The organism is Collinsella sp. TM05-37 (assembly GCF_003436455.1).
In the GTDB taxonomy this organism is placed as follows: Bacteria; Actinomycetota; Coriobacteriia; order Coriobacteriales; family Coriobacteriaceae; genus Collinsella.
In genome coordinates, this window is record NZ_QSPN01000015.1 from 24141 (window position 1) to 47911 (window position 23771).

The 23771-nt window shown below is 58.0% G+C and carries 20 protein-coding genes and 1 tRNA gene; 10 read left to right on the top strand and 11 right to left on the bottom strand.

Going from position 1 to position 23771, the window contains the following annotated elements:
- Positions 1–40: 40 nt before the first annotated feature.
- From DXD48_RS07970 to DXD48_RS07980, 3 genes are read left to right on the top strand one after another with little or no spacing between them, the layout of a single operon-like run.
- Positions 41–976, top strand: a complete 936-nt coding sequence (locus tag DXD48_RS07970; protein WP_117564754.1) for a hexose kinase — start codon at positions 41–43, stop codon at positions 974–976.
- A gap of 4 nt (positions 977–980) precedes the next feature.
- The gene (locus DXD48_RS07975; RefSeq protein WP_199407932.1) at positions 981–1148 is read left to right on the top strand and encodes a hypothetical protein; all 168 of its coding nucleotides are present in this window, start codon (positions 981–983) and stop codon (positions 1146–1148) included.
- A 32-nt stretch (positions 1149–1180) separates the two neighbouring features.
- Positions 1181–1654, top strand: coding sequence for a YhcH/YjgK/YiaL family protein (locus DXD48_RS07980; protein ID WP_117564755.1), 474 nt, complete (start codon positions 1181–1183; stop codon positions 1652–1654).
- A gap of 135 nt (positions 1655–1789) precedes the next feature.
- Here DXD48_RS07980 and DXD48_RS07985 read toward each other — a convergent pair whose 3' ends face one another.
- Together DXD48_RS07985 and DXD48_RS07990 are read right to left on the bottom strand one after the other, a co-directional pair.
- A complete protein-coding gene (locus DXD48_RS07985) occupies positions 1790–2155 on the bottom strand; it encodes a hypothetical protein (protein WP_117564756.1) in 366 nt (121 codons plus the stop codon).
- 780 nt (positions 2156–2935) lie between these two features.
- Positions 2936–3011 (bottom strand) — tRNA-Thr (locus tag DXD48_RS07990).
- A gap of 216 nt (positions 3012–3227) precedes the next feature.
- Between DXD48_RS07990 and DXD48_RS07995 the strand changes: the two genes are divergently transcribed.
- Positions 3228–3710, top strand: coding sequence for a PTS sugar transporter subunit IIB (locus DXD48_RS07995; RefSeq protein ID WP_117564757.1), 483 nt, complete (start codon positions 3228–3230; stop codon positions 3708–3710).
- Between the two features lie 455 nt (positions 3711–4165).
- Positions 4166–5431 (top strand): ATP-binding protein, encoded by a 1266-nt coding sequence (locus tag DXD48_RS08000; protein ID WP_158548963.1) that lies wholly within the window; start codon positions 4166–4168, stop codon positions 5429–5431.
- A 194-nt stretch (positions 5432–5625) separates the two neighbouring features.
- Here DXD48_RS08000 and DXD48_RS08005 read toward each other — a convergent pair whose 3' ends face one another.
- Positions 5626–6678, bottom strand: a complete 1053-nt coding sequence (locus DXD48_RS08005; protein WP_117564759.1) for an aldose epimerase family protein — start codon at positions 6676–6678, stop codon at positions 5626–5628.
- A gap of 206 nt (positions 6679–6884) precedes the next feature.
- Here DXD48_RS08005 and DXD48_RS08010 point away from each other — a divergent pair, with 206 nt between their 5' ends.
- On the top strand, positions 6885–7649 hold the full coding sequence (locus DXD48_RS08010) for a DeoR/GlpR family DNA-binding transcription regulator (protein WP_233502325.1): 765 nt from the start codon (positions 6885–6887) through the stop codon (positions 7647–7649).
- Positions 7650–7759: 110 nt separating this feature from the next.
- Here the strand turns inward: DXD48_RS08010 and DXD48_RS08015 are convergent, their stop codons facing one another.
- The 4 genes from DXD48_RS08015 to DXD48_RS08030 all read right to left on the bottom strand — a co-directional run bounded on the left by DXD48_RS08015 (position 7760) and on the right by DXD48_RS08030 (position 11895).
- Positions 7760–8065 (bottom strand): type II toxin-antitoxin system RelE/ParE family toxin, encoded by a 306-nt coding sequence (locus DXD48_RS08015; protein ID WP_117564760.1) that lies wholly within the window; start codon positions 8063–8065, stop codon positions 7760–7762.
- Positions 8055–8321, bottom strand: a complete 267-nt coding sequence (locus tag DXD48_RS08020; protein ID WP_117564761.1) for a type II toxin-antitoxin system Phd/YefM family antitoxin — start codon at positions 8319–8321, stop codon at positions 8055–8057. Before DXD48_RS08020 ends, DXD48_RS08015 begins: the two co-directional genes overlap by 11 nt.
- Before the next feature lie 297 nt (positions 8322–8618).
- Positions 8619–10040, bottom strand: coding sequence for a 6-phospho-beta-galactosidase (gene lacG / locus DXD48_RS08025; protein WP_199407933.1), 1422 nt, complete (start codon positions 10038–10040; stop codon positions 8619–8621).
- Positions 10041–10116: 76 nt separating this feature from the next.
- Entirely contained in the window at positions 10117–11895 is a 1779-nt protein-coding gene (locus DXD48_RS08030; protein ID WP_117564762.1) for a PTS lactose transporter subunit IIBC, read from the bottom strand.
- Positions 11896–12178: 283 nt separating this feature from the next.
- Here DXD48_RS08030 and DXD48_RS08035 point away from each other — a divergent pair, with 283 nt between their 5' ends.
- Positions 12179–13180, top strand: a complete 1002-nt coding sequence (locus tag DXD48_RS08035; protein ID WP_117564763.1) for a LacI family DNA-binding transcriptional regulator — start codon at positions 12179–12181, stop codon at positions 13178–13180.
- A 173-nt stretch (positions 13181–13353) separates the two neighbouring features.
- On the opposite strand, the gene DXD48_RS08040 is transcribed toward DXD48_RS08035, so the two are convergent.
- Positions 13354–15114 carry a PTS lactose transporter subunit IIBC gene (locus tag DXD48_RS08040; RefSeq protein WP_117564764.1) on the bottom strand — a complete coding sequence of 587 codons (1761 nt, stop codon included), beginning with the start codon at positions 15112–15114 and terminating at the stop codon, positions 13354–13356.
- A 175-nt stretch (positions 15115–15289) separates the two neighbouring features.
- Positions 15290–16738, bottom strand: a complete 1449-nt coding sequence (gene lacG, locus DXD48_RS08045) for a 6-phospho-beta-galactosidase (RefSeq protein ID WP_006234822.1) — start codon at positions 16736–16738, stop codon at positions 15290–15292.
- A 344-nt stretch (positions 16739–17082) separates the two neighbouring features.
- On the opposite strand from lacG (DXD48_RS08045), the gene DXD48_RS08050 reads away from it, so the two are divergent.
- The gene (locus tag DXD48_RS08050; RefSeq protein ID WP_055310566.1) at positions 17083–18111 is read left to right on the top strand and encodes a LacI family DNA-binding transcriptional regulator; all 1029 of its coding nucleotides are present in this window, start codon (positions 17083–17085) and stop codon (positions 18109–18111) included.
- A gap of 267 nt (positions 18112–18378) precedes the next feature.
- Here DXD48_RS08050 and lacG (DXD48_RS08055) read toward each other — a convergent pair whose 3' ends face one another.
- Both lacG (DXD48_RS08055) and DXD48_RS08060 read right to left on the bottom strand, forming a co-directional pair.
- Positions 18379–19818, bottom strand: coding sequence for a 6-phospho-beta-galactosidase (gene lacG, locus DXD48_RS08055; RefSeq protein WP_117564765.1), 1440 nt, complete (start codon positions 19816–19818; stop codon positions 18379–18381).
- 66 nt (positions 19819–19884) lie between these two features.
- On the bottom strand, positions 19885–21660 hold the full coding sequence (locus tag DXD48_RS08060) for a lactose/cellobiose PTS transporter subunit IIB (RefSeq protein WP_117564766.1): 1776 nt from the start codon (positions 21658–21660) through the stop codon (positions 19885–19887).
- A 356-nt stretch (positions 21661–22016) separates the two neighbouring features.
- On the opposite strand from DXD48_RS08060, the gene DXD48_RS08065 reads away from it, so the two are divergent.
- Both DXD48_RS08065 and DXD48_RS08070 read left to right on the top strand, forming a co-directional pair.
- Positions 22017–23021 (top strand): LacI family DNA-binding transcriptional regulator, encoded by a 1005-nt coding sequence (locus DXD48_RS08065; protein WP_117564767.1) that lies wholly within the window; start codon positions 22017–22019, stop codon positions 23019–23021.
- A gap of 214 nt (positions 23022–23235) precedes the next feature.
- Positions 23236–23574, top strand: a complete 339-nt coding sequence (locus DXD48_RS08070) for a PTS lactose/cellobiose transporter subunit IIA (RefSeq protein WP_055252615.1) — start codon at positions 23236–23238, stop codon at positions 23572–23574.
- Positions 23575–23771 lie beyond the last annotated feature (197 nt).

Consider the following 23771-nt stretch of genomic DNA (forward strand, 5'->3'; position numbering starts at 1 on the left):
TTTGCAAGGCATAAGGAGCCTGCGAGATAAGGAGCTAGAAATGATCCTCACCGTTACGATGAACCCGTCCGTCGATACGCGCTATCAGCTCGATGAGCTCGTCATCGACGACGTCAACCGCGTGACGCCCGAAAAGACCGCCGGCGGCAAGGGCCTCAACGTGGCCCGCGTCCTGGGCCAGCTGGGCGACGACGTTGTGGCAACCGGCCTGCTTGGTGGTCATATGGGCGCCTATATGGCCGAACTCATGGACGCCAATGGCATTAAGAATGATTTTGTGCCCATCAAGGGCGAGACTCGTATTTGCCTCAACATCCTCCACGCCGGCAACCAGACCGAGCTGCTCGAGAGCGGTCCGACGATTGCCCCCGAGGAGCTCGATGCCTTTACCGCCAAGTTTGCCGAGCTTGCGAGCAAGGCCGATGTCGTTACCATCTCGGGTTCGCTGCCCCGCGGCGTCGAGGCAGACTACTATGCCAAGATCACGGGCATTGCCGAGAATGCCGGCGCCAAGGTGCTGCTCGATACCTCGGGTGCTTCGCTCGAGGCCGCCCTTAAGTCCGAAATTAAGCCCGAGCTGGTCAAGCCTAACCTGACCGAGATCAACGGCCTTCTGGGCACGAGCTTTACCACCGACGATGTGGACGAGCTCCGCGCCGCGCTCGCCTCTGACGCCCGCTTCTCCGATATCCCCTGGGTCGTCGTATCCATGGGCGCTGCCGGCTCCGTGGGCTTCCACAATGGCCGTGCGTTCCGCGCGAAGACGCCCGATATCCCCGCCGTTAACGCTACGGGCTCTGGCGATTCGACCATTGCCGGCTTCGCACATGCGATTGCTGCTGGCGCGGATGACGAGACGGTCCTGCGTACCGCCAACACCTGCGGCAAGCTCAATGCCATGGATCCCATGACTGGCCACTTGGTTATGGATCGTTGGGACGAGGTTTACAACGGCGTTGTCGTGACCGAGCTGTAAGAGCATGGGCGTCGGCCCCGGCATCGCTTGCTTGCTTGTGGTTAGGGCCGATGACAAGTGCGGTAGCATTATGCCGGGGCGCGACGCCGACTTTGTCGTGTTCAATCCCGACCTTAGCCTGGTCGAGACGTATGTGGGTGGCAACAGCGTCGGTAACGTGTTTGCCGAGTAGCCGCCAAAGAAACGATCCGAGAGGGGATTTAGATGATTTACGGTGCACTGGGCGATATCGAGGAATACCGCGGAATGCTCAAGGGCCTCGACGTGCTGATTGACTGGCTCGAGGAGAACGACCCGGCGGAGCTCGAGGTCGGCAGCCATCCGATTCTGGGCGACAAGGTCTTTGCGAACGTCATGGCTCCCACGACGCGTCCCGAGGACGAGGCTCACTATGAGACGCATCAGCGCTATCACGACCTGCAGATTGACGTCGAGGGTCGCGAGGCCTTTAAGGTCGCTACGGGTAGCCTGACGCTGGTCCAGGAGTTTGACGAGAAGGACGACTACGATTTGGTCGATTCCGACGCTTCAATCGCCGGCGATCTTGCCGACGACAAGTTCGCGCTGTTCGTTGCCGGTGAGCCTCACATGCCCACGCTCGAGTTCCCGGGCGATGGCGCACAGCCGGTCAAGAAGATTTGCTTTAAGCTGCTTGCCGACGCCTACTGGCAGGAGTAACGGGCTGCTCGGCTGAGCTGTTCGTCTGATGGCGTGATTCCCCTAGGGAAATCACGCTAGGACCCCGCCAAACGGGTTTTCCCTAGGGAAATCACGTTTGGCGGGGTTTTCTGTTTTTGAATAGGGAAGCCTCATTTATTTGCGAAGAACATCGGCTAGCCGCAGGATTGAAATCATCGACCGATAAGTGAGTTCCACTTTTTCGCCCGCAAGCAGTCGTTTCGAGCCAATCTCATCTAGCCCCACAAGCCGAGAAAACAGCGGGCCGCTCATCGTGCCATCGTCAATTGACTCCCTTATGGTCTTCAAAACGTCCGTATCATGAAGCGATGCCGAGCTGTAGGGGGCAACACGAGCGGAACTCTCAATTAACGACGAGACAAAAGGATGGAGATGCTTTGGACATAGTCCATCAAACACCACATCCCCATTGTCGTTCGAGCCGACCAGGCGCCAAGTATAATGATCGACCCAGTCATCTCCGTCATATATGGCGTCCATGAGCAACTTCCCGTCTAGAGAGAGAAACCTATTTGGACATCGGGGCGCAAGACCGCAATCCATATCGGACCTGCAGCAGCTCCAACCCAACGCACCACTTAGGTTCCCTTTCGTACATGTGTATCAATCTGCCCCGAAATGCCGGCGAATGCAATTCCAGACCCGTTTGTCGGATAGCAATCGACGTATTTTTGTTTTCCGCTCACAACCTTGTATGGATAAATCGTTCCAGCAAAAGAGAAGGGATCGTTCGCAATTTTGTCCGGAAGAACTTGCCACCTCAAAATCCCGCTACCAATATGGTCAAGCTTGACCGTTCCGCCGTCCCCCTCAAAGTGGCAAGGGGATTTACCCCAGACTGAGAGTCGGCATCGCCCTCCTTAGCAGTTATCAGCAGGCTGCCCGTATAAGACTGCTAAGGCTCACCTTCAGGACAGGCAGCCTTGGCCCAAGAAGGGCCACTCAGGCAGAACAGTCCGAGCAGCATCAATACCAGCAAAAGAAAACCCTTAGTTCTTTTCATCTATATCGCCAATATCTCTCGACATTTGTATATTGTGACTATTTTAGATCTATATGGCCAATTTGAGCCCTCACCATGGCAATTGTTGCAGCTGGGTTTCTTTTCATTAAGATTTCACTTTGGTAAATCCCCGCCCCTAAGCATTAAACCCGAAGTCCACCGAGTGGGCCGCCGTTGACGTGGCGATGTTTGGATTGGCGCGCACGCACTCAAAATCGGCAACAAAAAAGCCGCCCGAAGGCGGCTATCTTGTGTAATGGAGCCAGCGACCGGGCTCGAACCGGTGACCCCCGCTTTACGAGAGCGGTGCTCTACCAACTGAGCTACGCTGGCGGCCATATGATGACGCAACTGAGGCATCAACGGGTGTCTATGATACGGGACATCGCACATCCGCGCAAGTGTTCTGACGGCTTTTCTCACTTTAAATGCACTAAATGCACTAATATTAGAGGCGTGATGTCTGCAGTGCCCATTTGTTACTTGACCTGCTGTTGAGTTGGTGGCCGACGTCCCGCTCGTATGGGTCTCAAACAGAATGGGGCAGCCATGGCTCAACCCAAGATTCTTCTTACACGTATCGATGACCGGTTTATTTACGGGCAAGACGTTGAGCTGTGGAACGAAGCCGTGGGCTCCAACCTTGTTCTGATCGTCAACGATGAGATCGCGGCGGATTCGCGCCATTGGGCACCTATGAGGGTGGCGGCGCCAGAAGGCGTCTGGACGCGGTTTTTCTCGGTGCAAAGGGCTATCGACATCATTCATACCGCAACGCCGCGTCAATGGATTCTGGTCATGGTAGCCTCACCTGCCGACGCGCTCGCGCTGGTTAAGGGTGGTGTGCCGATCACCAAGATTAGCATCGGCCATATGCAGGCAGGGGAGGGCAAGCGTCCTGTGACGCCCGCGGTTGCCATTGACGATGCAGACGTCGCCGCCCTCAAAGAACTCCAAGCGCTCGGCATAGAGCTGGAAATCCGTTATCTCCCCAGCTCCGACCCAGATCCTATCGAGAACCTGCTCGCGTGATTCCTTGGGGACGGAGGAAAACGGATCGTATTTTCCCGTGGAGGAGCGGCGAGATGCCCTCGGCCAGGAATTGGGGCCATCTACTACTTTTGGTCGCTTACCTCGAACAACGATGAAAATCTCAATATTAAAACCGCAGGTAGCGAACGTGCGATTTTTGAAAATAGGGGCGTATGGTCAGGGGTGCGGGAGTAAAAGCAGTAGATGGGCGCAATCTGTAGCGCGCCGATTTCAGGCATGTTGGCGCATGTGTCGGAGCTATGAAAAGAGTGTCCCTTTCGACTAGTCTTTTAGAACGTCAATGACTGCACCACAGCTTAAGCCGTTCGCAAAAACGGCTCCTAAATCTGTTTCGTTAATTGAATTGCGTAAATATGGTTAATCAGATAACCGAAATTTGGTTAAATGTAAACTGTAAATTTGGTTAAACGCGCTGATAAACAATGGTGAAAAATATGCCAAAAAAGTACTACACTCGAATTATCGAAAATGAGCTCGACCAGATGCTAGGGATATTCGGTGCCGTTCTCATCGAAGGACCGAAATGGTGTGGAAAGACAACCACGGCCGGGACCCGTGCGGCGTCCAGGCTCCTTCTCATGGATCCGTCGCGCAACTTCGAGAATCGCTTGCGTGCCGAGACGGACCCGGCACTTGCCGTTGCAGGCGAGGTGCCGCGGCTGATCGATGAATGGCAGGAGGTTCCGAAACTTTGGGACGCGGCGCGGTTTGAGTGCGACAATCGCGGCGGCGAGCCTGGCCAGTTCATATTTACGGGGTCGGCGACGCCGCGAGACAATGAACGGCCGATGCACAGTGGCGCTGGAAGGTTCGCTAAATTGCGCATGGATACCATGACGCTTTTCGAGCTTGGGAAATCCAGCGGTGCGGTTAAGCTGTCGGGCATTATTTCTGGCGAAAAGTTCAATGGCGCTTTCGGATCGTTGGATTCTGCCTCGATTGCCGAGTGCGTTGTCCGTGGCGGATGGCCCGCGGCGGTCGGTCGCGATGCGCTGGCTGCGTCGGCGATGGCGAAACGTTACATCGGCATAGTCGCCGAAGAAGATTTGTCTCGTGTTGATGGCTCTCGACGCGATCCCGAAAAGGTCAAAGCCGTCATCGAATCGCTTGCGCGAAATGAATCCACTTTGGCGACACTCAAGACGCTCGTAGCCGATCTTGGCGGAGAGGTGTCGAGACAGACGGCGGCATCATATATATCTCTTCTTGCTCGGGTTAGTTTCGTTCGCGATATTCCCGCGTGGAACCCTGCAATGAGATCTCCGGTGCATTTAAGAGACTCAAAGAAGCATCACCTCGCCGACCCGTCGCTGGCGGCCGCTGCGCTCGGGGCGACTCCGGAGACCTTGCTGCTAGATTTCAAGACGCTCGGACTACTTTTTGAATCGCTGGCACTCCATGATTTGTGGGTTTATGCGCGAGCAAACGGAATGAGCCTCTATCACTATCATGATTCTCGCGATCTAGAAGTCGATGCGGTCATTGCGGCTCCCGGCGGAACGTGGATTCCGGTCGAAGTTAAACTCAGCTCTGCTCAAATCGAAGAGGCGTCTGACAGCCTTGTTGCTGTCGAGAAGCGCATGGTTGCCGCCGGAAACAACCCGCCGGTTTCGAAAGTCGTGATCATCGGGTTTGGTTCGCAAGCCTATGTTACCGAGCGTGGCGTCCAAGTTGTTCCGCTGGATGTTCTCGCGCCGTAACGCGACGGTCGAAGCGGGACGGACGCCACCATTGCGCGCGAGGACACGGCATCATCGATGATGCGGCGGCCACATTCGGCAAAGAGTGTCCCCAACGACTAGTCGTTTAGGAACGCCCCCAATGACTAGGTAGAAAAACGCCCGTCGGCGGTGGTGCCGGCGGGCGCTGCTGTGCGATATGTCGCGTTGTGGGCTTAATGCCTCATAAAGTGGTACTCGATCACATTGCTGTAGGGGTGACCCGGGCCCACAATGCCCTGCGGGAACAGCGGCTGGTGCGGCGTGTCGGGGTACATCTCTGCCTCGAGGGCAAAGCCGGCGCCCCAGCCATAGTTGGCATCGTCCTTGGCGTGCTCGTCACCCAGCCAGTTGCCGGTGTAGAGCTGCACGCCCGGGGCGGTGGTGTAGTAGTCCAGCTCACGGCCGGTCCACATCTCCTCGACGTGCATCGCGCGGCGCAGATTACGGCCGTACTGATAGCCATCGATGCACAGACAGTGATCGTAGCCACGGGCGTGCTTAATCTGCGGATCGTCGGCCTCCATGCCAGGCGCGACGGGGCGCAGCTCGCGAAAGTCAAACGGCGTGCCCTCGACCGGAGCGATCTCGCCGGTGGGGATGCTCTGCTCGTTGATGGGCAGGTAGTGGGCAGCGTTGGCAACAAAGAAGTGCTCACAGTCCATGCCGGCGTTATGACCGGCAAGGTTAAAGTACGTGTGGTTGGTCATGGACACGTAGGTGGCGCGGTCGCTCTCGCAGCCATACTCGATACGGAAACGTCCGGTGCGTGTAACGGTAAACACGGCCGTAAAGGTGCGGTTGCCGGGGAGACCCAGCTCGCCATCCTCAAGCGAGGTGGTCATGCGCACGGCGTTGTGGACCTCGTCGAGCTCAACATCCCACACGCGCTTGTGCAGGCCGTGCTCAAGATCGCTGTGCAGGTTGTTGACACCTTCGTTGGCCGGCATATGCCAGTCCGTGCCGGCGATGGTGATCGTGGCGCCCGCGATGCGGTTTGCCACGGGGCCGATGGTCGCGCCAAAGCAGGCGGGGTTGTCAAAGTAATCCTCGAGCTTATCGAAGCCCAGCACCACATCACGCACGTTGCCGGGGATGTCGGGCACGTCGATGCCCAGCACGGTGGCGCCATAGTCCATAATGCGAACGCAGATCTCGGGCCCGTTGAGGGTGTAGCGATGAACGGGGGTACCGCACGGCGCGGTGCCGAAAAGCTCGGAAGTGATCATTTAGTTCCTAACATCGAGGTATTTCGGACAAACTGTAGCGCGAACAGGCAAGATTATCACTACACCCCACTAAAGCAGGGGGTATTTTTCTCAAAAAAGTGATGATTAGGGCTGCGTGGGCGTTCATTTTTGACGCGTACGAGTCTGATACAATTTGTTCGTTACTGTTTGAATGATATGCGCGCAGAGAACGGCGAGGATTCATCGTGATTAAGGCAGAGCGACAGGATAAGGTTCGTCAGCTGCTCGAGGAGCAGGGCACGGTCTCGGTCAAGGAGATTTCGGATGCGCTGGGCGTTTCGGACATGACGATTCGCCGCGACCTCGAAGAACTTGCGAGTCTGGGTGAGATCGAGCGCGTGCACGGCGGCGCCCGCAGTGCGCAGGGTCGTCCCCACGCTATGTTGCGCCATGAGTATTCGCACAGCGAAAAGCGCACCAAGCATGCCGAGGAAAAACTGCAGATCGCACGCCGTGCTGTGGAGCTTATCGAGGAGGGCTCTACTATCTTTTTGGGCACGGGCACCACGGTTGAGCAGATGGCCTCGATGCTGCCGACGTTTCGCCTGCGCATTGTGACCAATTCGCTTTCGGTGTTTAACCTGCTCGAGGCGCGCGAAGACTGCGAGCTGTGCCTCGTGGGCGGTATGTACCGTCGCCGCACCGCCGCTTTTGTGGGACCGACGGCCGAGGATACCCTGCGTGCGCTGGGCATCGATGCGGCGTTTATCGGCGCCAACGGCATTCTGGATGGCGACGTGTCTACGTCCAACATGGACGAGGGCCGTATCCAGCAGCTCGCTTTTAGCAAGGCCGACTCGCGCTATCTGATCGCCGACTCCAGCAAGATCGGCAAGCGCGACTTCTACACCTTCTGCCGCCTGGACAGCCTGGATGCCGTGGTGTGCGAGCCGGGTATCTCGGTCGAGGACCGCGCCGCCATCGAGGAGCACACGCAGGTCATCTGCTAGCTAACGCCGCAGACGATACTTCTGTCCTCTGCCGGCGCGGGGATTATCGCTTCACAATGACGCGCAGAATGATATGCATATGCGCTCGGGCCAGGTATTCAGCTTGTGGGCTAGACCAGGCGGGCGTAGTTCTGTGACTGATGAAAGATGTGGGCGATATAGATTGTTTCGTGCTCAAACTTGTATAGACACACGTAGTTGTTGACGGGAAACGATCGGTAATTACGTGCCGCTAGCTCTTGCATGTGCGAGAGGGGACGTAAAAGCGGCTGCTCGCGAAGCAGATCAAGCTGATATTCAAACTCAGCGACAAAATTGCCCGCTGCACGCGGATTCTTGAGGATTTGAGCAAGGTATCCGACAATACTCTCGTACTCATATCGTGCGCTTTTGAGGATTACGACGTTATAGGTCATATTTGTCTCGTATCGAAGCCGCGAAGGATTCGTAGTCGCTGTAGTCGCCTTGCGATATTTCGTCTTCTGCCAACATCATACGAGACAGCAGTTTTGCCTTGGCGATTTCTTCTTGCATGAGGCGATACTGGTCGCTGCTGATGCAGTGCATGGCCTCGTAGCCGTTCTTAGTTACGGTGACGTCGCGCTCAGACTCAACAAGCGTGGTGAATGCAGCAGTGTCCTTCATATCTCGGACGGGCACACAAGCTGACATGGGTACCTCCTTTGCGTCGGGACACAATTGTACCACGGTATGTTAAAACGTCGGCGTCGTTGGATTATCTCAATCTGTAACAGTTGGGAGTAGAAAACCGGGTTAGATGTTACAGATCGAGATATTCTGCTTCGGGCTACCCGTTTGTCTCGATCTGTAACAGGTAGGGCCGAAAACCCCTGCTAGATGTTACAGATTGAGACAAACGGCCTGTTCGGACCGAGCCAAAATAAAAAAGGCCGCATGCGAACCCGCGGAGGGATTCGCATGCGGCCGACAGGGGGTATGCGGTGGAAACTAGGCCATGAGCAGGCCGGTCTCTGCGACGTTCTTGTACCAGTACGCGCTCGCCTTGGGATAGCGCTTCTGGGTCTCAAAGTCGATGTAGAACAGACCATAGCGCTTGTTGTAGCCGTTGGTCCAGGAGAACTGATCCTGCAGCGACCACACAAAGTAGCCGTCGACGTTCACGCCGCCGTCGATTGCCTTGAGGATCCACGCGAGATGCTGGCGCATGTAGTCGATACGAGGGGCGTCGTCGATAAAGCCGTCCTCGAAGTCGTCCTTATAGCCCATGCCGTTCTCGGTGATGTAGATCTTCTTGTAGTTGGGGTAATCGTTTTTAATGCGGAGCAGCAGATCGTACAAGCCCTCAGGATAGATGATCCAGTCCCAATCGGTGGTGGGAACGCCTTCGCGCACGCATGACTCGCCCACGCCCTTGAGGAACCAGCGCGAGGAGCCCTTGTCGCCGGTGCCATTGTGGTTGATGTCGTTTTCGCCCTCGGCGGCACGCAGGAACTGGCACTTGTAGGTGTTGACGCCCAGGCAATCGTTGTAGGGGAGCGCGGCGGTCAGCGCGGCGATGTCCTCATCGCGGACGTCGAGCTCGCCGCCGGCGATATGGGCCAGCTTGGTCGCAGCCTCCATGGTGTCGGCTGCATAGTGGCCGCGGAAGGTGGCGTCGAGTACCCAGCGGTTGTTGATGACGTCGGCCATGCGAGCTGCCTCACAGTCGGCAGCGCTGTTGGGGTTGAGGGGATACTTGGGCTCCAGGTTCTGGACGATGCCGATCTCGCCCTCAAAGCCGCCCTCATGGAAGGCGACGACAGCCTTGGCGTGGGCCACCATCATGTTGTGCATGAGCTGGAAGGCCTTGTCCAAGCGATACTTCTCGCCGTGCGGCCAGTTGCCGACGATAAAGCTGCCCTCGGCGGTCGCGGGAATCTCGTTAAAGGTAAACCAGTGCTTGACCTCGGTGAACTCGGCAAAGCAGAACTTGGCGTACTCGACGAAGGCATCGATGGTCGTGCGCGTCAGGAAGCCCTCGCCGCCGTCCTGATAAAAGGCCTCGGGCGTATCGAAGTGATCGAGCGTGACATAGGGGATAACGCCGGCATTGTTGCAGGTGGCAAAGAGCTCGTGATAGAAGGCGACGCCCTCGGGGTTGATCTCGCCAGTGCCGTTGGGGAAGATGCGGCTCCAGGCGATGGAGACACGGATGCCGTTGATGCCGAAGCGCTGGCACAGGTCGATATCGACCGGATATTTGTTGTAGAAGTCGCTTGCAGGATCGGGGGAGAAGCGACCCTGAGCAGCCAGGAAATCGTCCCAGGGCACTTTGCCCTTGCCGTGTGTACGGGTCTCGCCTTCAACCTGGTAAGCAGCGGTGGCGCCGCCAAACACAAAGCCGTCGGGGAACTGCATGGGGTTGGTCATGAGTCATCCTTTCTGTGGGATACGAATAGGGAGAGGTGCCCGAACTGGGGATTCGGGCACCAACAGAGGGAGGTAACTAGTCGAGGTTCTCGCGGAGCCACTTGATGGCGCCAGCGGGGTCACGGGTAAGGTCGATATATTCCTTACCGCGCGGGGCGAGCAGCTTAATGCCCAGACGATCGGTGTCGGCCTTCATGTCGTTGTAGTAGCTACGGACCTGCGGGGCAAGCACGATAACGTCGTACTGATCCATGATGGCAGTGTGCTGACCATAGGCGCCTGCGGAGGAAGCAATATTCTCTCCGGTCTGTGCGGCACCTTCCTTGATGGCGTTGGCAAGCATGGCAGAGGTGCCGGCGCCGGCGCACAGGACGAGGACCTTCAGGCCGTCGACATCCTTCTTGGCGGATGCGTCGGCGGCAGGCTCGGGCTGATCGGCGACAGGCTTGCTGTCGGTGGCAGCGGCGGTCGTCTCGACGGAAGCGGTAGTCTGCTCGACAGCGGGCGCAGAGGCGTTGGGGGCGATGACGGCAGCACCATCGGACTCAAGACCCAGCTCGGCGGCGCGCTCGGCCTCCTGGTCGCAGAGCAGCTTATCGTATGCCTTCAAGAACGGCAGGTAGATGATGGCGTCCAGCAAGATGATGATCGCGACAAATACCAGGGCAATAAGCTGGAAGTTCGTGGTGATGAAGATGCCGATGGGGGCAGGGGTAGCCCAAGGCACCACGAAGGAGAAGCCGTTCATGCCCACGTTATCGATAAAGAACTTGGCAACACTCACGTTGACGCAGCCGGCGGCAACAAAGGGGATGAGCATGTAGGGGTTAAGGATCATCGGCGCGCCAAAGAGCAGCGGTTCGTTGACGGCGAAGGCAACAGGAACGATCGAGGCCTTGCCGACGGCTTTGAGCTGCTTGGATTTCATAAAGAGAATCAGCAGAAGCGGCACGATGAACGTGGCGCCGGTGCCGCCGAACTCACCCACGAGCGACATGTTAAAGGTGAGGGAGTGGGCGGGGTGGCCGCCTGCCAGCAGAACCTGCAGGTTTTCGGCCTGGTTGGCAAGACGGATGGGGTCGATGCCCGGCTGGACGATCGAGGGGCCGTGGACGCCGATGAACCAGAAGAACGCGGTGGCTGCCTGGATAAGGATAAGGCCAGGATAGGTTTCTGCAGCGGTGAAGAGCGGGGAGAGCAGTTTGATAAGCAGCTCGGAGAACGGAACGCCCATGAGGTTGCGCACGACGACATCGATGATGCCGCAGATGATGACGGCGCCGCCAAAGGGGATGATGTCGCGGAAGTTCTGAGCGATGGCGCCCGGAACCTCCTTGGGCAGCTTAATGGTCAAATCGCGCGAAACGCAGAATTTATAGACCCACACGGTAATGAACGCGGCGATATAGGCCGAGAACAGACCGCGCGTGCCCATGCTGGTGCAATCGAAGACCGAAAGTTCGGAGCCGTTGAACTTGGTGGTGAACTGCGTGACTGCGAGCAGCAGCATGCTGCACTGGGCGGCCACCATGGTGGAACCGTCGTTGAGCACTTTGCCGGCGGGCATACGACGGTTCATGGATGCCGTGAAGTTCTTGGCGGTGGTGCCGGCAACCATGATGCCCATGACGCCCATGGTGAAGTTGTAGAGCTTGTTGCACCAGTCGATGAGCGGCTGGGGCAGCGTGATGCCGACTACGCCGGGAAGGGTGGCAATGAGCAGAAAGATCGAAGAGGTGAGGACAATGGGCATGCACCCAAGGAATCCGTCCTTGATGGCCTGGAGGTATATGTTCCTCGAGATCTTCTCAAAGAACGGCTGATGCTTTTCGAGCATCTTTACGATGGCGTCCATAGAGCTCCTTTGCTACTTGATGCGCGATGCATGTGGATGGAACTGGTCGTCGATGGATGGTCAGGACTGCCCGGAAACCTTCCTGTTTAAGGAAGGCATTGCGAAATGACAACGTTGTCATTTCGTTAATGACAACGTAAGACATTTTTGGAAGAGCAACAAGGATATACGGGTGAGTGGTCGATATTGTTCGGTAAACGGTTGATTTATCAGTCAGGCAGGTAGTGTATGCTAGAACGCAAAAACAAGCGATGTAAAACCGACTGGAGAAGCAGTGGCAACGATGGACAAGAAAAATGTCTCAATGAATGATGTGGCGATTGCCGCTGGTGTTTCTCTCAAGACGGTTTCGCGCGTGATTAACGAGCCCGATAGCGTGCGAGAGTCGACACGCGATAAGGTTCATTCGGCCATGGAGGCGCTCGGGTTTCGAGCCAACTTTGCCGCGCGTTCGCTCAAGTTGGGCCGTTACGGGTGCATCGGCGTCGTGCTGTTCCACTTGTCGGGCGGTGCCGTGGACATGATCGACGGTATCGCCGATGCCGCCGAAGAACGCGGCTTTGCGCTCACGATGATTAAGAAGCGCGCAGGGGAAAAGATGACCCTTGCCGATGCGGCGCGTAGGATGTCGCAGCTGCCTGTTGATGGCATGATCTTTAACCTGCGTCAGATGGTCGATGACTTTGATACCTTCGAGGCTCCGAAAGACCTCAAGACGGTGATTATCACACCGATGGAGCATCCTACCTGCTCTACCGTCAGTGACGATCAAGAGGGTGGTGCGCGCATGGCGTGCGAGTACTTCTTGAATCACGGGCACAAGAACGTGTACTTCGTTTCGGGTAAGAAAGAGTCGCTGTCGAGTCAGTGCCGTATGAAAGGTTGGCGTGCGGCACTCGAGGCGCGTGGCATTGAGCCGCCCGAGCCTCTGCAAGGCGATTGGAATGCGGATAGTGGCTATGCCGCGGGCCTTGTGCTTGCCGATAAGCCCGATTGCACGGCGGTCCTCGCTGCTAACGACTGCATGGCAAACGGCGTGATGATGGCTCTACGTGACAAAGGGCTCAATGTGCCCGACGACGTGTCCGTGATCGGTTTCGACGATGAGCTCTACAAGACGATTCCCAACTCGATTCTGACGTCGGTGAAGTTTCGCCACCGCGAGCTGGGCATCCGTGCGCTTAACGAGGTCGTCGCAGGTCTGGAAGCCCCGAGCTCCAGAAGCCGTACGCTCGTCTCGGGTGTGTTGGTCGAGCGCGCGAGCGTGCGGGATCTGCGGGCGTAGACGTGCTCGGCCTGCTCGTCTAAATCTGTAACAGGTGGGACCCGAAAACTCGGCTAGATGTTACAGATTGAGATGAACAGGAGGACGGGTGCGGTCTAAACAAAATGGCCCGCGCATCACACATCGATGCACGGGCCATTTATTGTCTGCGAGCGGCAGGTGGTGTCAGCGTCTTATGCCTCGAGGTTTTCCTCGATCCAGGCGACGGCACCCTTGGGATCCTTAGTGAGGTCGATGTACTGTTTGCCCTTGGGCGACAGCAGCGTGATGCCCAGGCGGTCGGTGTCGGCCTTCATCTCGTTGTAATAGGTGCGAACCTGCGGAGCCAGGACGATGACGTTGTACTGGTCCATGATGGCGTAGTGACTGCCGTAGGCACCGGCGTTGGCGGTAATGTCGATGCCCAGCTCGTCGGCGCCTTCCTTAAGCGCGTTGGCGAGCAGTGCAGAGGTGCCGGCGCCAGCGCACAGAACCAGAACCCTCAGATCCTTGCCCTTAAGGGCGGACGGAGCTGCGGAGGCCTCAGTGGCAGAAGCGGTCTCGACAACAGGAGCCTCAACGGCGGGGGCGTCAGCGGTCTTGACGGTCTTGGTCTCCTCGGCCTCTTCTTCGGCCAGGGTCTCGGCCTCCTGCTTGCACAGGACGTTGTCGTAGGCCTTGCAGAACGGGTAGTAGATCAAGAAGTCAACGACCAGCAGGACGACAACCAGGACCAGAGAGATCGGCTGGAAGTTGGTGTCGATGAAGGTGCCGATCGGTCCGGGGAGTGCCCACGGCATGGCATAGATAAAGCCGTTCATGCCCAAAAAGTCGATGAAGAACTTACCAATGAGGACGTTGGCCACGGGGGCAAACAGGAACGGGATCAGGAAGTACGGGTTGAGGATGATGGGCGCGGCGAACAGCAGCGGCTCGTTGACGGCGAACATCACGGGTACGACAGAGGCTTTGCCGACGGCCTTGAGCTGCTTGGAGCGCATAAAGAGCAGGAAGATGATCGGGACAATGAACGTGGCGCCGGTGCCGCCGAGTTCGCCGATGTAGTTACCGAAGTTCTCGGTCAGGGCGAGGGCGGGGTGACCGCCGGCCTGCAGCGTGGCGAGGTTAGTGGTGATGTTGCCAAACAGCGCGGCGTTGAGGGCAGGCTTAACGACCGAGGGGCCGTGGATGCCCATGAACCAGAACAGCGGGATCATGAACCAGATGAGGGCGAGGCCGGCGTAGGAATCGGCAGCGGCGAACAGCGGGCTCACCAGCGTGGAGATGACGTTGGCAAACGGGACGGCCAAGCAGGTGCGGCAGATAACGTCGATGACGGCGACAAACAGGATGGAGAAGCTGAAGGCGAAGATGTCGCGGAAGTTCTGGGCGATGGCGCCGGGGACTTCTTTGGGCAGCTTGATGGTGATGTCTCGCTTAATGCAGAAGGCATAGATGTTGACCGTGGCAAATGCGGCGACAAAGGAGCTCAGCAGGCCCTTGGTGCCCATGTTGTCGGTAAAGAACACCGAGACATCGGCGCCGTCGATCTTGGCACTCGTCTGGGTAACGGCCAAGATGAGCATAGCGCACATGGCGGCGACCATGGTGCTCGTGGCGTTGATGGCCTTGCCGGCAGGCATGCGGCGGTTCTTGGAGCCGGTCAGCGCGCTTGCGGTGGTGCCGGCGACCATGATGCCCACGACGCCCATCGTGAAGTTGTAAACCTTGTTGCAGAAGTTCACGACGTCGACGTTCCACCAGTCGGGCAGCGTAAAGCCGCCGACCGTGGCGACAACGCCCGGCAGGGTCGAAATAAGCAGGAAGACAGAAGAAGACAGGATGATGGGCATTGCTGCCAAAAAGCCGTCTTTAATGGCCTGAAGGTAGATGTTCTTAGAGACCTTGTCGAAGTACGGCTGACCTTTCTCCAAGAACTTAACGATCGATTCCATAGTTCACGCTCCTCTTTGCATGAAATCTTAATGGCATGGACGTTGAAAACCTATATGGTCTCCCGCTTGCTAAAAGCCCGGGTGCAGGCGGGGTCGGTCCCAGGGGGAGAGAGGGGAGCGGCTGGGTTTGTATCGCATGGGGCCGCTCCCCCTCGGGGGAAAGCGAGGCGATGCGCTACTGCGCGTCCGCCATAGTGTCGGCGAGCTCCTTGTACCAGAGTGCCGACTGCTTGATGTAGCGTTTTTGCGTGTCGAAGTCGATGTAGAACAGGCCGTAGCGCTTGTTATAGCCATTGGCCCACGAGAACTGGTCCTGCAGGCTCCAGATAAAGTAGCCCTGGACGTCGACGCCCTCGGCACGCGCCTGGAGCACCTTCTCCATGTGCTGGTCGACAAAGTCGATGCGCTCGGGATCGGCGACGATGCCGTTTGCGTCGGGCTCGGGGTCCTTGTGGCCCAGGCCGTTTTCGGTGATATAGATGACGGGGAGGTTGGGATAGGTGGCGCTGATGTGCTTGAGCGTGTCGTAGAGGCCTTGCGGGTAGATGAGCCAATCCCAGTCGGTGGTGGGGATACCCGGCATATCGACCTGCTGCCCGACGCCCTTAAACTTAAAGCACGAGGTGCCCTTGTCTCCGGTGCCGTTAAAGCTGTTGGTGGACTCGCCATCGTAGGCGGCGATAAACGCCGACTGATAGTAGTTGAGGCCGAACATATCGTTGCGGGGCGCCGCCTTGGCGAGCTCCTCCATGTCGCTGTCCTCAACCGTAAGCGTGGCGTTGTTGGCACGCAGAATCTCGTTGATGAGTGAGAGGGTGCGCGCGGAGTAGTGACCCAGGAAGGCGCCGTCCATGATGAAGTCGGTGTAGAAGGCGTTGTACAGGTCGGCGGCGTGCTGGTCGGCGGGCGAGTCTGTGGCAGGATATGCCGGCGTCAGGACGTTGACCATGCCAATGCGTCCGCCCAGGTGCTCGGTCTCGTCAAGATCCTTATACAGGTTGACGGCGCGGGCGTGGGCAACGAGCTCGTTGTGCTGGCTCTGGATGCCGCTCGTCACATCAAAGTGATGGTTGGGCGGGAAGTTGCCTTGGATGTATTGGGAGTGCGAGAGGCTGATGAGCTCGTTGATGGTGAACCAATTCTTGACCTCGCGGAACTCGCGGAAGCAGAACTCGGCATAGCGCACATAGGCGTCGACGGTCTTGCGGTTGAGCCAGTCGCCCTGGTTGAACAGGGCGGCGGGGGAGTCAAAGTGATGCAGGGACACATAGGGCTCGACGCCATACTTTTTGCAGCAGGCGAACAGCTCGTGGTAGTGCTTAACGCCCTCGGCGAGGGGCTCGGCATCGTCGCCGTTGGGGAAGATGCGGGTCCAGGCGATGGACACACGGATGGCGTTGAGTCCATGCTCGGCAGAAAGGCGGATATCCTCCTCGTAGCGGTTGTAGAAATCACTGGCCGGGTCGGGCAAAAAGCGACCCTGGGCGACAAGGTAATCGTCCCACATGGTCTTACCCTTGCCTGCCACCTTCGTGGAACCTTCCGTTTGGTACGCGGCGGTTGCGGCGCCCCAAACAAAGCCCTTCGGCAGCTGCTGTACGCGGTTTAGCAAAGACATATGCATACACCCTCTCGTCTCGCTGTTCGATATTGTGCGTTTGCGCTCAGGAGGCTCCCTGGTTAGCGTTCAGCGGTGAAAAAGCCCGATAAACACTATCTTAAAATGATTAGAACCAAAATGAGCACGTGAACATTTGACAATGAGCACGTTAACATCCGGCTGGGATGTATAGAAACAAAACAACTTCAAACAGCCGCGAACGGTTGTATTTGTTCGGTAAGCGGTTTTGATTGACAGAAGTTTTCATGTTGTGGTATATGGCTCGGGTATCATGAGCACGTTATCAATGTATGTACGATGCGCCATGGGCGCGGGGAATAGTTGGGAAGCAGGTTAGCGTGGAAGGCATGGCTCAGCAGACAAGGAATGGTCATTCGGCGAGCGCGGCAGAAGTTGCGGCGCTCGCTGGCGTGAGCCGCCAGACTGTGTCTCGCGTGGTCAACGGTATGCCCAACGTGACGGAAAAGACGCGCAAGCGTGTGCTGGCCGCCATGGAAGAGCTGGGCTTTCGTCCCAATTTTGCTGGAGCGGCGTTGCGCGGCGGGTCGTATCGTTCTATTGGCCTGTGCATGTACAACATCACACGTGTCGGTAACCTGGCGACGCTCGAGGGTATCATGCAAGCGGCGCGCGAGCACGATTTTGCCGTCACTATGATCGAGATGGGCGGCGACAAGCCCTATACACTTGCCGATGCCTCGCGCCGCATGGTCGAGCGACCCGTCGACGGCATGATTCTCAACATGAACCGCATGGCTCCCGATTTTGAGGAGTTTGTTCCCCAGCCGGGAGTGCGAACGGTCATCCTGTCCATGTATGCGCATCCGCGCTGCACGACGATCGACTCCGACCAGTATGGTTCGTGCGAGCTGTTGACCAATTATCTGCTGGAACATGGTCACTCGAATATGCGGTTTGTGGCGGGTCCGGAAAACTCGATTTCCTCGCGTTTTCGTGAGGCCGGTTGGCGCGATACGCTGGGTCGTGCTCATGTCGATGCCGCTCCGATGCTGCGTGGCGATTGGAGTGCGGACAGTGGGTACGCCATGGGCGAGCGGATTGCGGCCGAGGTGCTTGCCGGCGGGTCGCAGGCGCCGACTGCCGTGCTTGCGGCAAATGACCAGATGGCGCTGGGCGTTATCGCCGCGCTCGAGAACGCGGGCCTGTCCGTGCCCGACGACGTGAGCGTGGTTGGTATCGACGACGCACTCGAGGGACTTGTTCCTCACAATCGACTGACGACGCTGCGATTTGATTTGCGCGGTGTCGGTAAGCTTGCGTTTGAGGCGGCGATTGGAGAGAGCTCGTCTATCGAGGCGATTCATGTGCCGAGTACGCTGGTCGAACGCTCGACTGTTAGGGACATACGGGGTTAGGTCCTACTCCGTTTGTCTCGATTTGTAACAGGTAGACGGTCAAAAGCGGGCTACGTGTTACAGATTTAGATTCTTCGGAAAGAGCAATCCTGTTCGTCTCAATCTGTAACAGCTAGGACCAAAAAACTCGGCTAGATGTTACAGATCGAGACAAACGGCTCCCGACCAGCCCAAAAACAAAAAGACCGGGGGCGGCGCGCCGTGTGACGTGCCGCCCCCGGCTGAGAAATGGGGACAGGTTGTGTGAGCGGGCAACCCCGCCAGCCACTAGTCCAGACGACGGGTCTGCGCCACGTGCTTGTACCAGTAGGCGCTTGCCTTGGGCGTGCGCTTCTGGGTTTCAAAGTCAACGTAAAAGAAGCCGTAACGCTTGTTGTAGCCATTGGTCCAGGAGAACTGATCCTGCAGGCTCCACAGGAAGTAGCCGCCCACGTTGACGCCCACCTCCATGGCCTTGAGCAGCCAACGCAGGTGCTGCTCGATGTAGTCGATGCGCGGCTGGTCGTCCACAAAACCGTTCTTGTAGGGGTCCTTGTAGCCCATGCCGTTCTCGGTGATGAAGATCTGCTTGTAGTTGGGGTAGCGCTGCTTAATGTAGACGAGCAGATCGAACAGGCCCTCGGGATAGATGATCCAGTCCCAGTCGGTGGTGGGGATGCCAGGCTTGTTCACATGCTCGCCAATACCCTTAACGCGCCAGCGGCCGGTGCCCTTCTCGCCCGTACCGTTGTGGTGCAGGTCGTTCTCGCCGTCGTAGGCCTTCAAGAAGCGGCACTGATAGTTGTTAACGCCCAGGTAGTCGTTGTAGAGCGCTGCCTCGCGCATAATCTCGAGGTCCTCGTCCAGGATCTCGATGGTGCCGCCCGAGACGGCAGCCAGGCGGTTGGCGCACTCGAGGGTGTCGGGCGCGTAGTCGCCGCGGAAGGTGGCGTCGAGCAAAAACTGGTTTTGCAGCACGTGCTCGTTGTTGGCGGCTTTGATGTCGGCGGGGTCGTTTTCGTTGAGCGGGTACTTGAACTCCAACGACTGAATGACGCCGATTTTGCCCTTAAAGCCGCCGTTGTGGAAGGCCAGCACTGCCTTGGCGTGGGCGAGCATCATGTTGTGCTCGCACTGGAAGGCCTCGGCAAGATGCGCCTTGACGCCACCGGGGAAGGTGCCCTCGATGTAGGTGTTGGAGGCATCGGCCCAGATCTCGTTAAAGGTGAACCAGTAGGTCACCTGGTCGGCGTACTCCTTAAAGCAGAAGGTGGCAAAGTCCACAAAGGCATCGATGGTCTCGCGGTTGAGGAAGTCGCCCTTCTCAAAGAGGGGAAGCGGCGTATCGAAGTGATGCAGCGTGACAAACGGCTCAACGTGGTGCTTGTGGCACTCGGCGAAGAGATCGTGGTAGAACTGCACGCCCTCGGGGTTGATTTCGCCGGTGCCGTTGGGGAAGATGCGGCTCCAGGCGATGGAGAGGCGAATGCCGTTGATGCCAAACTCCTCGCACAGCTCCAGATCGACGGGGTACTGGTTGTAGAAGTCCGAAGCGGGATCGGGGGAGAAGCGCCCCTGGGCCTCCAGGAAGTCGTCCCAGGCGACCTTGCCCTTACCGTGGGTACGGGTCTCGCCCTCTACCTGGTAGGCAGCAGTGGCGCCGCCAAAGATAAAGTCCTCGGGAAACTGCGCGGGCGGGTTGGTGACGCTAACAGGGTTAACGGACATGATGATCCAATCGTCTAAATCGAAGGGCCAGCCGGCTGTTGATGGTCGACTGGCCCTGGGCGTTAGTTACTTCGAGAGTTGCTCGCTTACGAAGGCGAGAGACTTATCGCCGTTCTGGGAGAGCTCGATGTACTGCTTGCCGCGGCAGGCGACGCACTTGTTGCCCACGCGCCCGCAGTCCTTCTGCAGGTCTGCCAGGTAGCTTGCGGCCTGCGGGGCCAGGACGACCAGGTCAAAGTCGGGGAGCATATCCACGTGGTTGCCATAGGCCTCGGCAGCGGTTTCGAGGTTAATGCCGCGCTCCTTGGCAGCCTTGGCCAGCGCGTTGGCGAGCAGACCCGAGGTTCCGCCACCCTGGCAGAGCACGAGCACGCGCTTGCCGTTGAGGTCGCTGGCGGTCGTTGCCTCGGCAGCGGGTGCTGCAGAAGCGGCAGGGGCGTCGGCCTTCACGGCCTCGGCTGCGGCGCCGGCGGCAACGCTCTTGGCATCGGCCTTGCCCTGGAAGGCGTCGTTGAGCTTGGCGGCCTTCTCGGCGTTCTTGGCGGCGAGCTCCTCCTGGGAGATCTCGGCCTCCTCGGCGCACTTCTGGGCGTCATAGGCACGGAAGAACGGATAGTACAGGACAAAGTCGACGACCAAGATGAGGGCGAGCATCACAAAGGCGAGCGGCTGGAAGCCCAAGCCCATGATGGTGCCGATGGGGCCGGGGACAGTCCAAGGCAGGGTGTACATAAAGCCGTTCATGCCCAAGAAGTCGATAAAGATCTTGAGGATCCAGATGTTGGCGATCGGGGCAAAGACAAACGGGACAAAGAAGACGGGGTTGAGCACGATGGGTGCGGCGAACAGCAGCGGCTCGTTGACAGCAAAGCAGACCGGGACGATGGCGGCCTTACCGACGGCGCGCATCTCCTGAGACTTGGCCAGGAAGCAGAACATAAAGACCAGGACGAGCGTGGCACCGGTGCCGCCCATGCAGACGACGAAGTACTGGGCACCCTGGGTCAGGACAGCGGAAGCGTGCTGACCGGCCTGGAACGCAGCCAGGTTGTCGGTCATGTTGGCAACGAGGGCGGCGGCGATGGCGGGCTCGACGATCGAGGGGCCGTGGACGCCCACGAACCAGAAGAGGCTCATGGCGCCGTAGATTACAGCGAGGCCGATGTAGCCGTCGGCAGCGGTGAACAGGGGCTGGAACACCTGGATGACGCCCTGGGCAAAGCAGAAGCCAAAGGCGGCGCGGAAGACGATGTCAAAGACCCAAAAGACGGTGATGCAGACGGAGAAGGGGATGATGTCCTTAAAGGTCTGCGAGATGTTGGGCGGAACCTGCTCGGGCATCTTGACGGTGATGTTGCGCTTGATAAAGAACTTGTAGATGATGCCGGTCACAAATGCAGCGATGAAGGCAGTCAGCAGGCCTTTGGAACCAAGATAGGTGGTGTTGAAGCCGCTGGCGGCGTCCGTGGCGATCGTGTCGCTCGAAAGGAGCAAGAAGCCGATGATGGCCGCGCACATGCACGAGATGAAGTTGATCTGGTTGTTCTTGGGCAGGTCGCGATTCTGGGCGTCGGCGAAGTGCTTGGCGGTGGTGGCGGCACAGGCGATGGCCAGGATGCCCATGGAGTAGTTGTAGCACTTCCACAGGGCGTTGTTGATGTCATCGGGCCAGTAGAAACCCCAGATGTTGGGGACCGAAGCTACCAGGCAGAAGATGGACGAGAAGATGATGATGGGGATGACGGAGATAAAGCCGTCGCGGATCGCCTTGAGGTACTTGTTGCGGGCGATCGCGTTGAAAAAGGGCTGGCCTTTTTCGATGGTGGCGATGAGTTGCTCCATGCAAAGCTCCTAAGAGTCGGTGGGTTAGCAACGATAGTAGCTTTTGACGTTTGGTTGCCAAAATGTTGACGTTGCCATTTTGCGACACAAAAAAGGTGCGAACCGGTGGCCCCTGTGCCTGCGGACCGTCGATTCCTTGCGTGTAAACGTGTGAGCCGCCCGGTGGCTCTGTGTTTGCGCAATGGCAACGTTAACATTTGGGAGCCAAAAGCCGTTTGGGGAAGCAAAAATGTCGGTGAACGGTAGGTTTTGGGTGGTGAGCGTATGGTGGGGGAGGCGTTGGATATACTTGAAGGCGTTAAAAATGACTGCGTAGGGTGCCACCAATGGCATCGTCGACATAGAAAGATCGACCTATGGCCGCTGTTAAAAAATCGGTTTCCGTTAAGGATGTGGCGCGTCTCGCGGGCGTCTCGGAGCAGACGGTCTCGCGTACGGTGCACGATTCGCCCAGCGTGCGCCCCGAGACCAAGGAGCGCGTGCGTGCCGCCATGCGCGAGCTGGGGTATCGCCCCAATTTTGCCGGTCGATCGCTGCGCCGCGGTAAGTTTAAGACCGTCGGCGTCGCTATGTTCAACATTACCGGCACCGGCAACCTCGACCGTATGGAGGGCTTTGCCGCCGCCGCCGACAAACACGGCTACGCCATCACCCTCACTAAAGTAGATGGGCATCCGTATACCCTCGAGAGCGCATCGTCGCGTATGAGCGCACTGCCGGTGGACGGTATGGTCGTGATTATGAACCGCATGCCGGCGGACTTTGGCACCTTTGAGCCGCTGCCCGGTATGCAGACGGTGCTCGTTACCATGCTGGAGCACCCGCTGTGCTCGACGGTCGATAACGACCAGTTCGATTGCTCGCGCCAGGTGGTCGAGTACTTGCTGGAGCAGGGGCACAAGACCGTGCACTTTATCTCGTGTCCCGAGCGCTCGCTTTCGGGCATGCGACGCGAGGAGGGCTGGCGTGAGACATTGCGTGCGCATGGTATTGAGCCGCCGCGACTCGTCCGTGGCGATTGGACGGCACAGAGCGGATATGCCGCCGGCCAGGTGCTTGCGGATGATCCGACCTGCACGGCCATTTATGCATCCAACGATGCCATGGCCTACGGCTGCATTCGCGGACTCGAGTCGCGCGGAAAGCGCGTGCCCGAGGACGTGAGTGTGGTGGGTGTTGATGACAGCCTGGGCGATATCGTGCCCGACCGTCGCCTGACCACGGTGCGCTTTGACAACAAACGCGTCGGCATGTGGGCGGTCGACAAGATTGCCGGCGCCGAGGGCGCTGCACCCGGTGTGGAGCACATGCTGTTTCCGGGCGTGCTCGTCGAGGGCGATACGGTGCGCGATGTACGCTAGGGCGCGGGTCTGTTTGGGTTGCCGCTAATTGTGTTCGATATTGTTCAGATTGGTTTAAAAACCGTTCACGGACGAATAGTGACCGTTCATAGCTCAAAATTACGTTTTGCGCTGTTCTTTTTTGTTTGAATGTTATTGTTTCTGTCATACACAACGCAGCGCGTATGCCCGGACGCGATGCTCTCCATTGGTTCATATGTGAAAGGAACGCAATATGGCAACCAAAGAAGAAATCTCGATGGTTGGATTCGAGATTGTCGCATACGCAGGTGACGCCCAGACCGATCTGCTTGCAGCGCTCGATGCTGCTCGCGAGGGTGACTTTGAGAAGGCCGAACAGCTGCACAAGGATGCCAGCGATGCACTTATCGGCGCCCACGACACGCAGACCAAGCTGCTTTCGCAGGAGGCCGGCGGTGGCGAGATGGAGATGACCTTCATCATGGCTCACGCTCAGGACACTCTCATGACCACTATGATCCTGGAGAAGCAGGCCCGCTTTACCATCGATGCCTACAAGCGCATCGCTGAGCTCGAGGCCAAGCTCGCCTAACGAGCCCTCACAACCAAGTTCCCTTCCAAAAGCCCTGCCGCACCCGCGACAGGGCTTTTTCTGTCCTCCTCCAAGTTGCGGTGAAATAAGGACTGAATAGGGGCCGGCGGGCGCAAAACAATCCCTATTCCACCGCAACTCATCCCGAGATAGTCATTGGGTGTTCCTATAGTTTTGTCAACCGTCGGGGCTACTCC

What these genes read in the sequence shown, in the direction of transcription:
- DXD48_RS07970 (WP_117564754.1), top strand. Translation starts at nt 41, where the DNA reads ATGATCCTCACCGTTACGATGAACCCGTCCGTCGATACGCGCTATCAG.
- DXD48_RS08040 (WP_117564764.1), bottom strand. Translation starts at nt 15,114, where the DNA reads ATGGAATCGATCGTTAAGTTCTTGGAGAAAGGTCAGCCGTACTTCGAC.
- DXD48_RS08005 (WP_117564759.1), bottom strand. Translation starts at nt 6,678, where the DNA reads ATGATCACTTCCGAGCTTTTCGGCACCGCGCCGTGCGGTACCCCCGTT.
- DXD48_RS07975 (WP_199407932.1), top strand. Translation starts at nt 981, where the DNA reads ATGGGCGTCGGCCCCGGCATCGCTTGCTTGCTTGTGGTTAGGGCCGAT.
- DXD48_RS08050 (WP_055310566.1), top strand. Translation starts at nt 17,083, where the DNA reads ATGGCTCAGCAGACAAGGAATGGTCATTCGGCGAGCGCGGCAGAAGTT.
- DXD48_RS08000 (WP_158548963.1), top strand. Translation starts at nt 4,166, where the DNA reads ATGCCAAAAAAGTACTACACTCGAATTATCGAAAATGAGCTCGACCAG.
- DXD48_RS08030 (WP_117564762.1), bottom strand. Translation starts at nt 11,895, where the DNA reads ATGGACGCCATCGTAAAGATGCTCGAAAAGCATCAGCCGTTCTTTGAG.
- lacG (WP_006234822.1), bottom strand. Translation starts at nt 16,738, where the DNA reads ATGCATATGTCTTTGCTAAACCGCGTACAGCAGCTGCCGAAGGGCTTT.
- DXD48_RS07995 (WP_117564757.1), top strand. Translation starts at nt 3,228, where the DNA reads ATGGCTCAACCCAAGATTCTTCTTACACGTATCGATGACCGGTTTATT.
- DXD48_RS08020 (WP_117564761.1), bottom strand. Translation starts at nt 8,321, where the DNA reads ATGTCAGCTTGTGTGCCCGTCCGAGATATGAAGGACACTGCTGCATTC.
- DXD48_RS08035 (WP_117564763.1), top strand. Translation starts at nt 12,179, where the DNA reads ATGGACAAGAAAAATGTCTCAATGAATGATGTGGCGATTGCCGCTGGT.
- DXD48_RS08060 (WP_117564766.1), bottom strand. Translation starts at nt 21,660, where the DNA reads ATGGAGCAACTCATCGCCACCATCGAAAAAGGCCAGCCCTTTTTCAAC.
- DXD48_RS07980 (WP_117564755.1), top strand. Translation starts at nt 1,181, where the DNA reads ATGATTTACGGTGCACTGGGCGATATCGAGGAATACCGCGGAATGCTC.
- DXD48_RS08065 (WP_117564767.1), top strand. Translation starts at nt 22,017, where the DNA reads ATGGCCGCTGTTAAAAAATCGGTTTCCGTTAAGGATGTGGCGCGTCTC.
- DXD48_RS08015 (WP_117564760.1), bottom strand. Translation starts at nt 8,065, where the DNA reads ATGACCTATAACGTCGTAATCCTCAAAAGCGCACGATATGAGTACGAG.
- lacG (WP_117564765.1), bottom strand. Translation starts at nt 19,818, where the DNA reads ATGTCCGTTAACCCTGTTAGCGTCACCAACCCGCCCGCGCAGTTTCCC.
- DXD48_RS08070 (WP_055252615.1), top strand. Translation starts at nt 23,236, where the DNA reads ATGGCAACCAAAGAAGAAATCTCGATGGTTGGATTCGAGATTGTCGCA.
- lacG (WP_199407933.1), bottom strand. Translation starts at nt 10,040, where the DNA reads ATGACCAACCCCATGCAGTTCCCCGACGGCTTTGTGTTTGGCGGCGCC.
- DXD48_RS07985 (WP_117564756.1), bottom strand. Translation starts at nt 2,155, where the DNA reads ATGGACGCCATATATGACGGAGATGACTGGGTCGATCATTATACTTGG.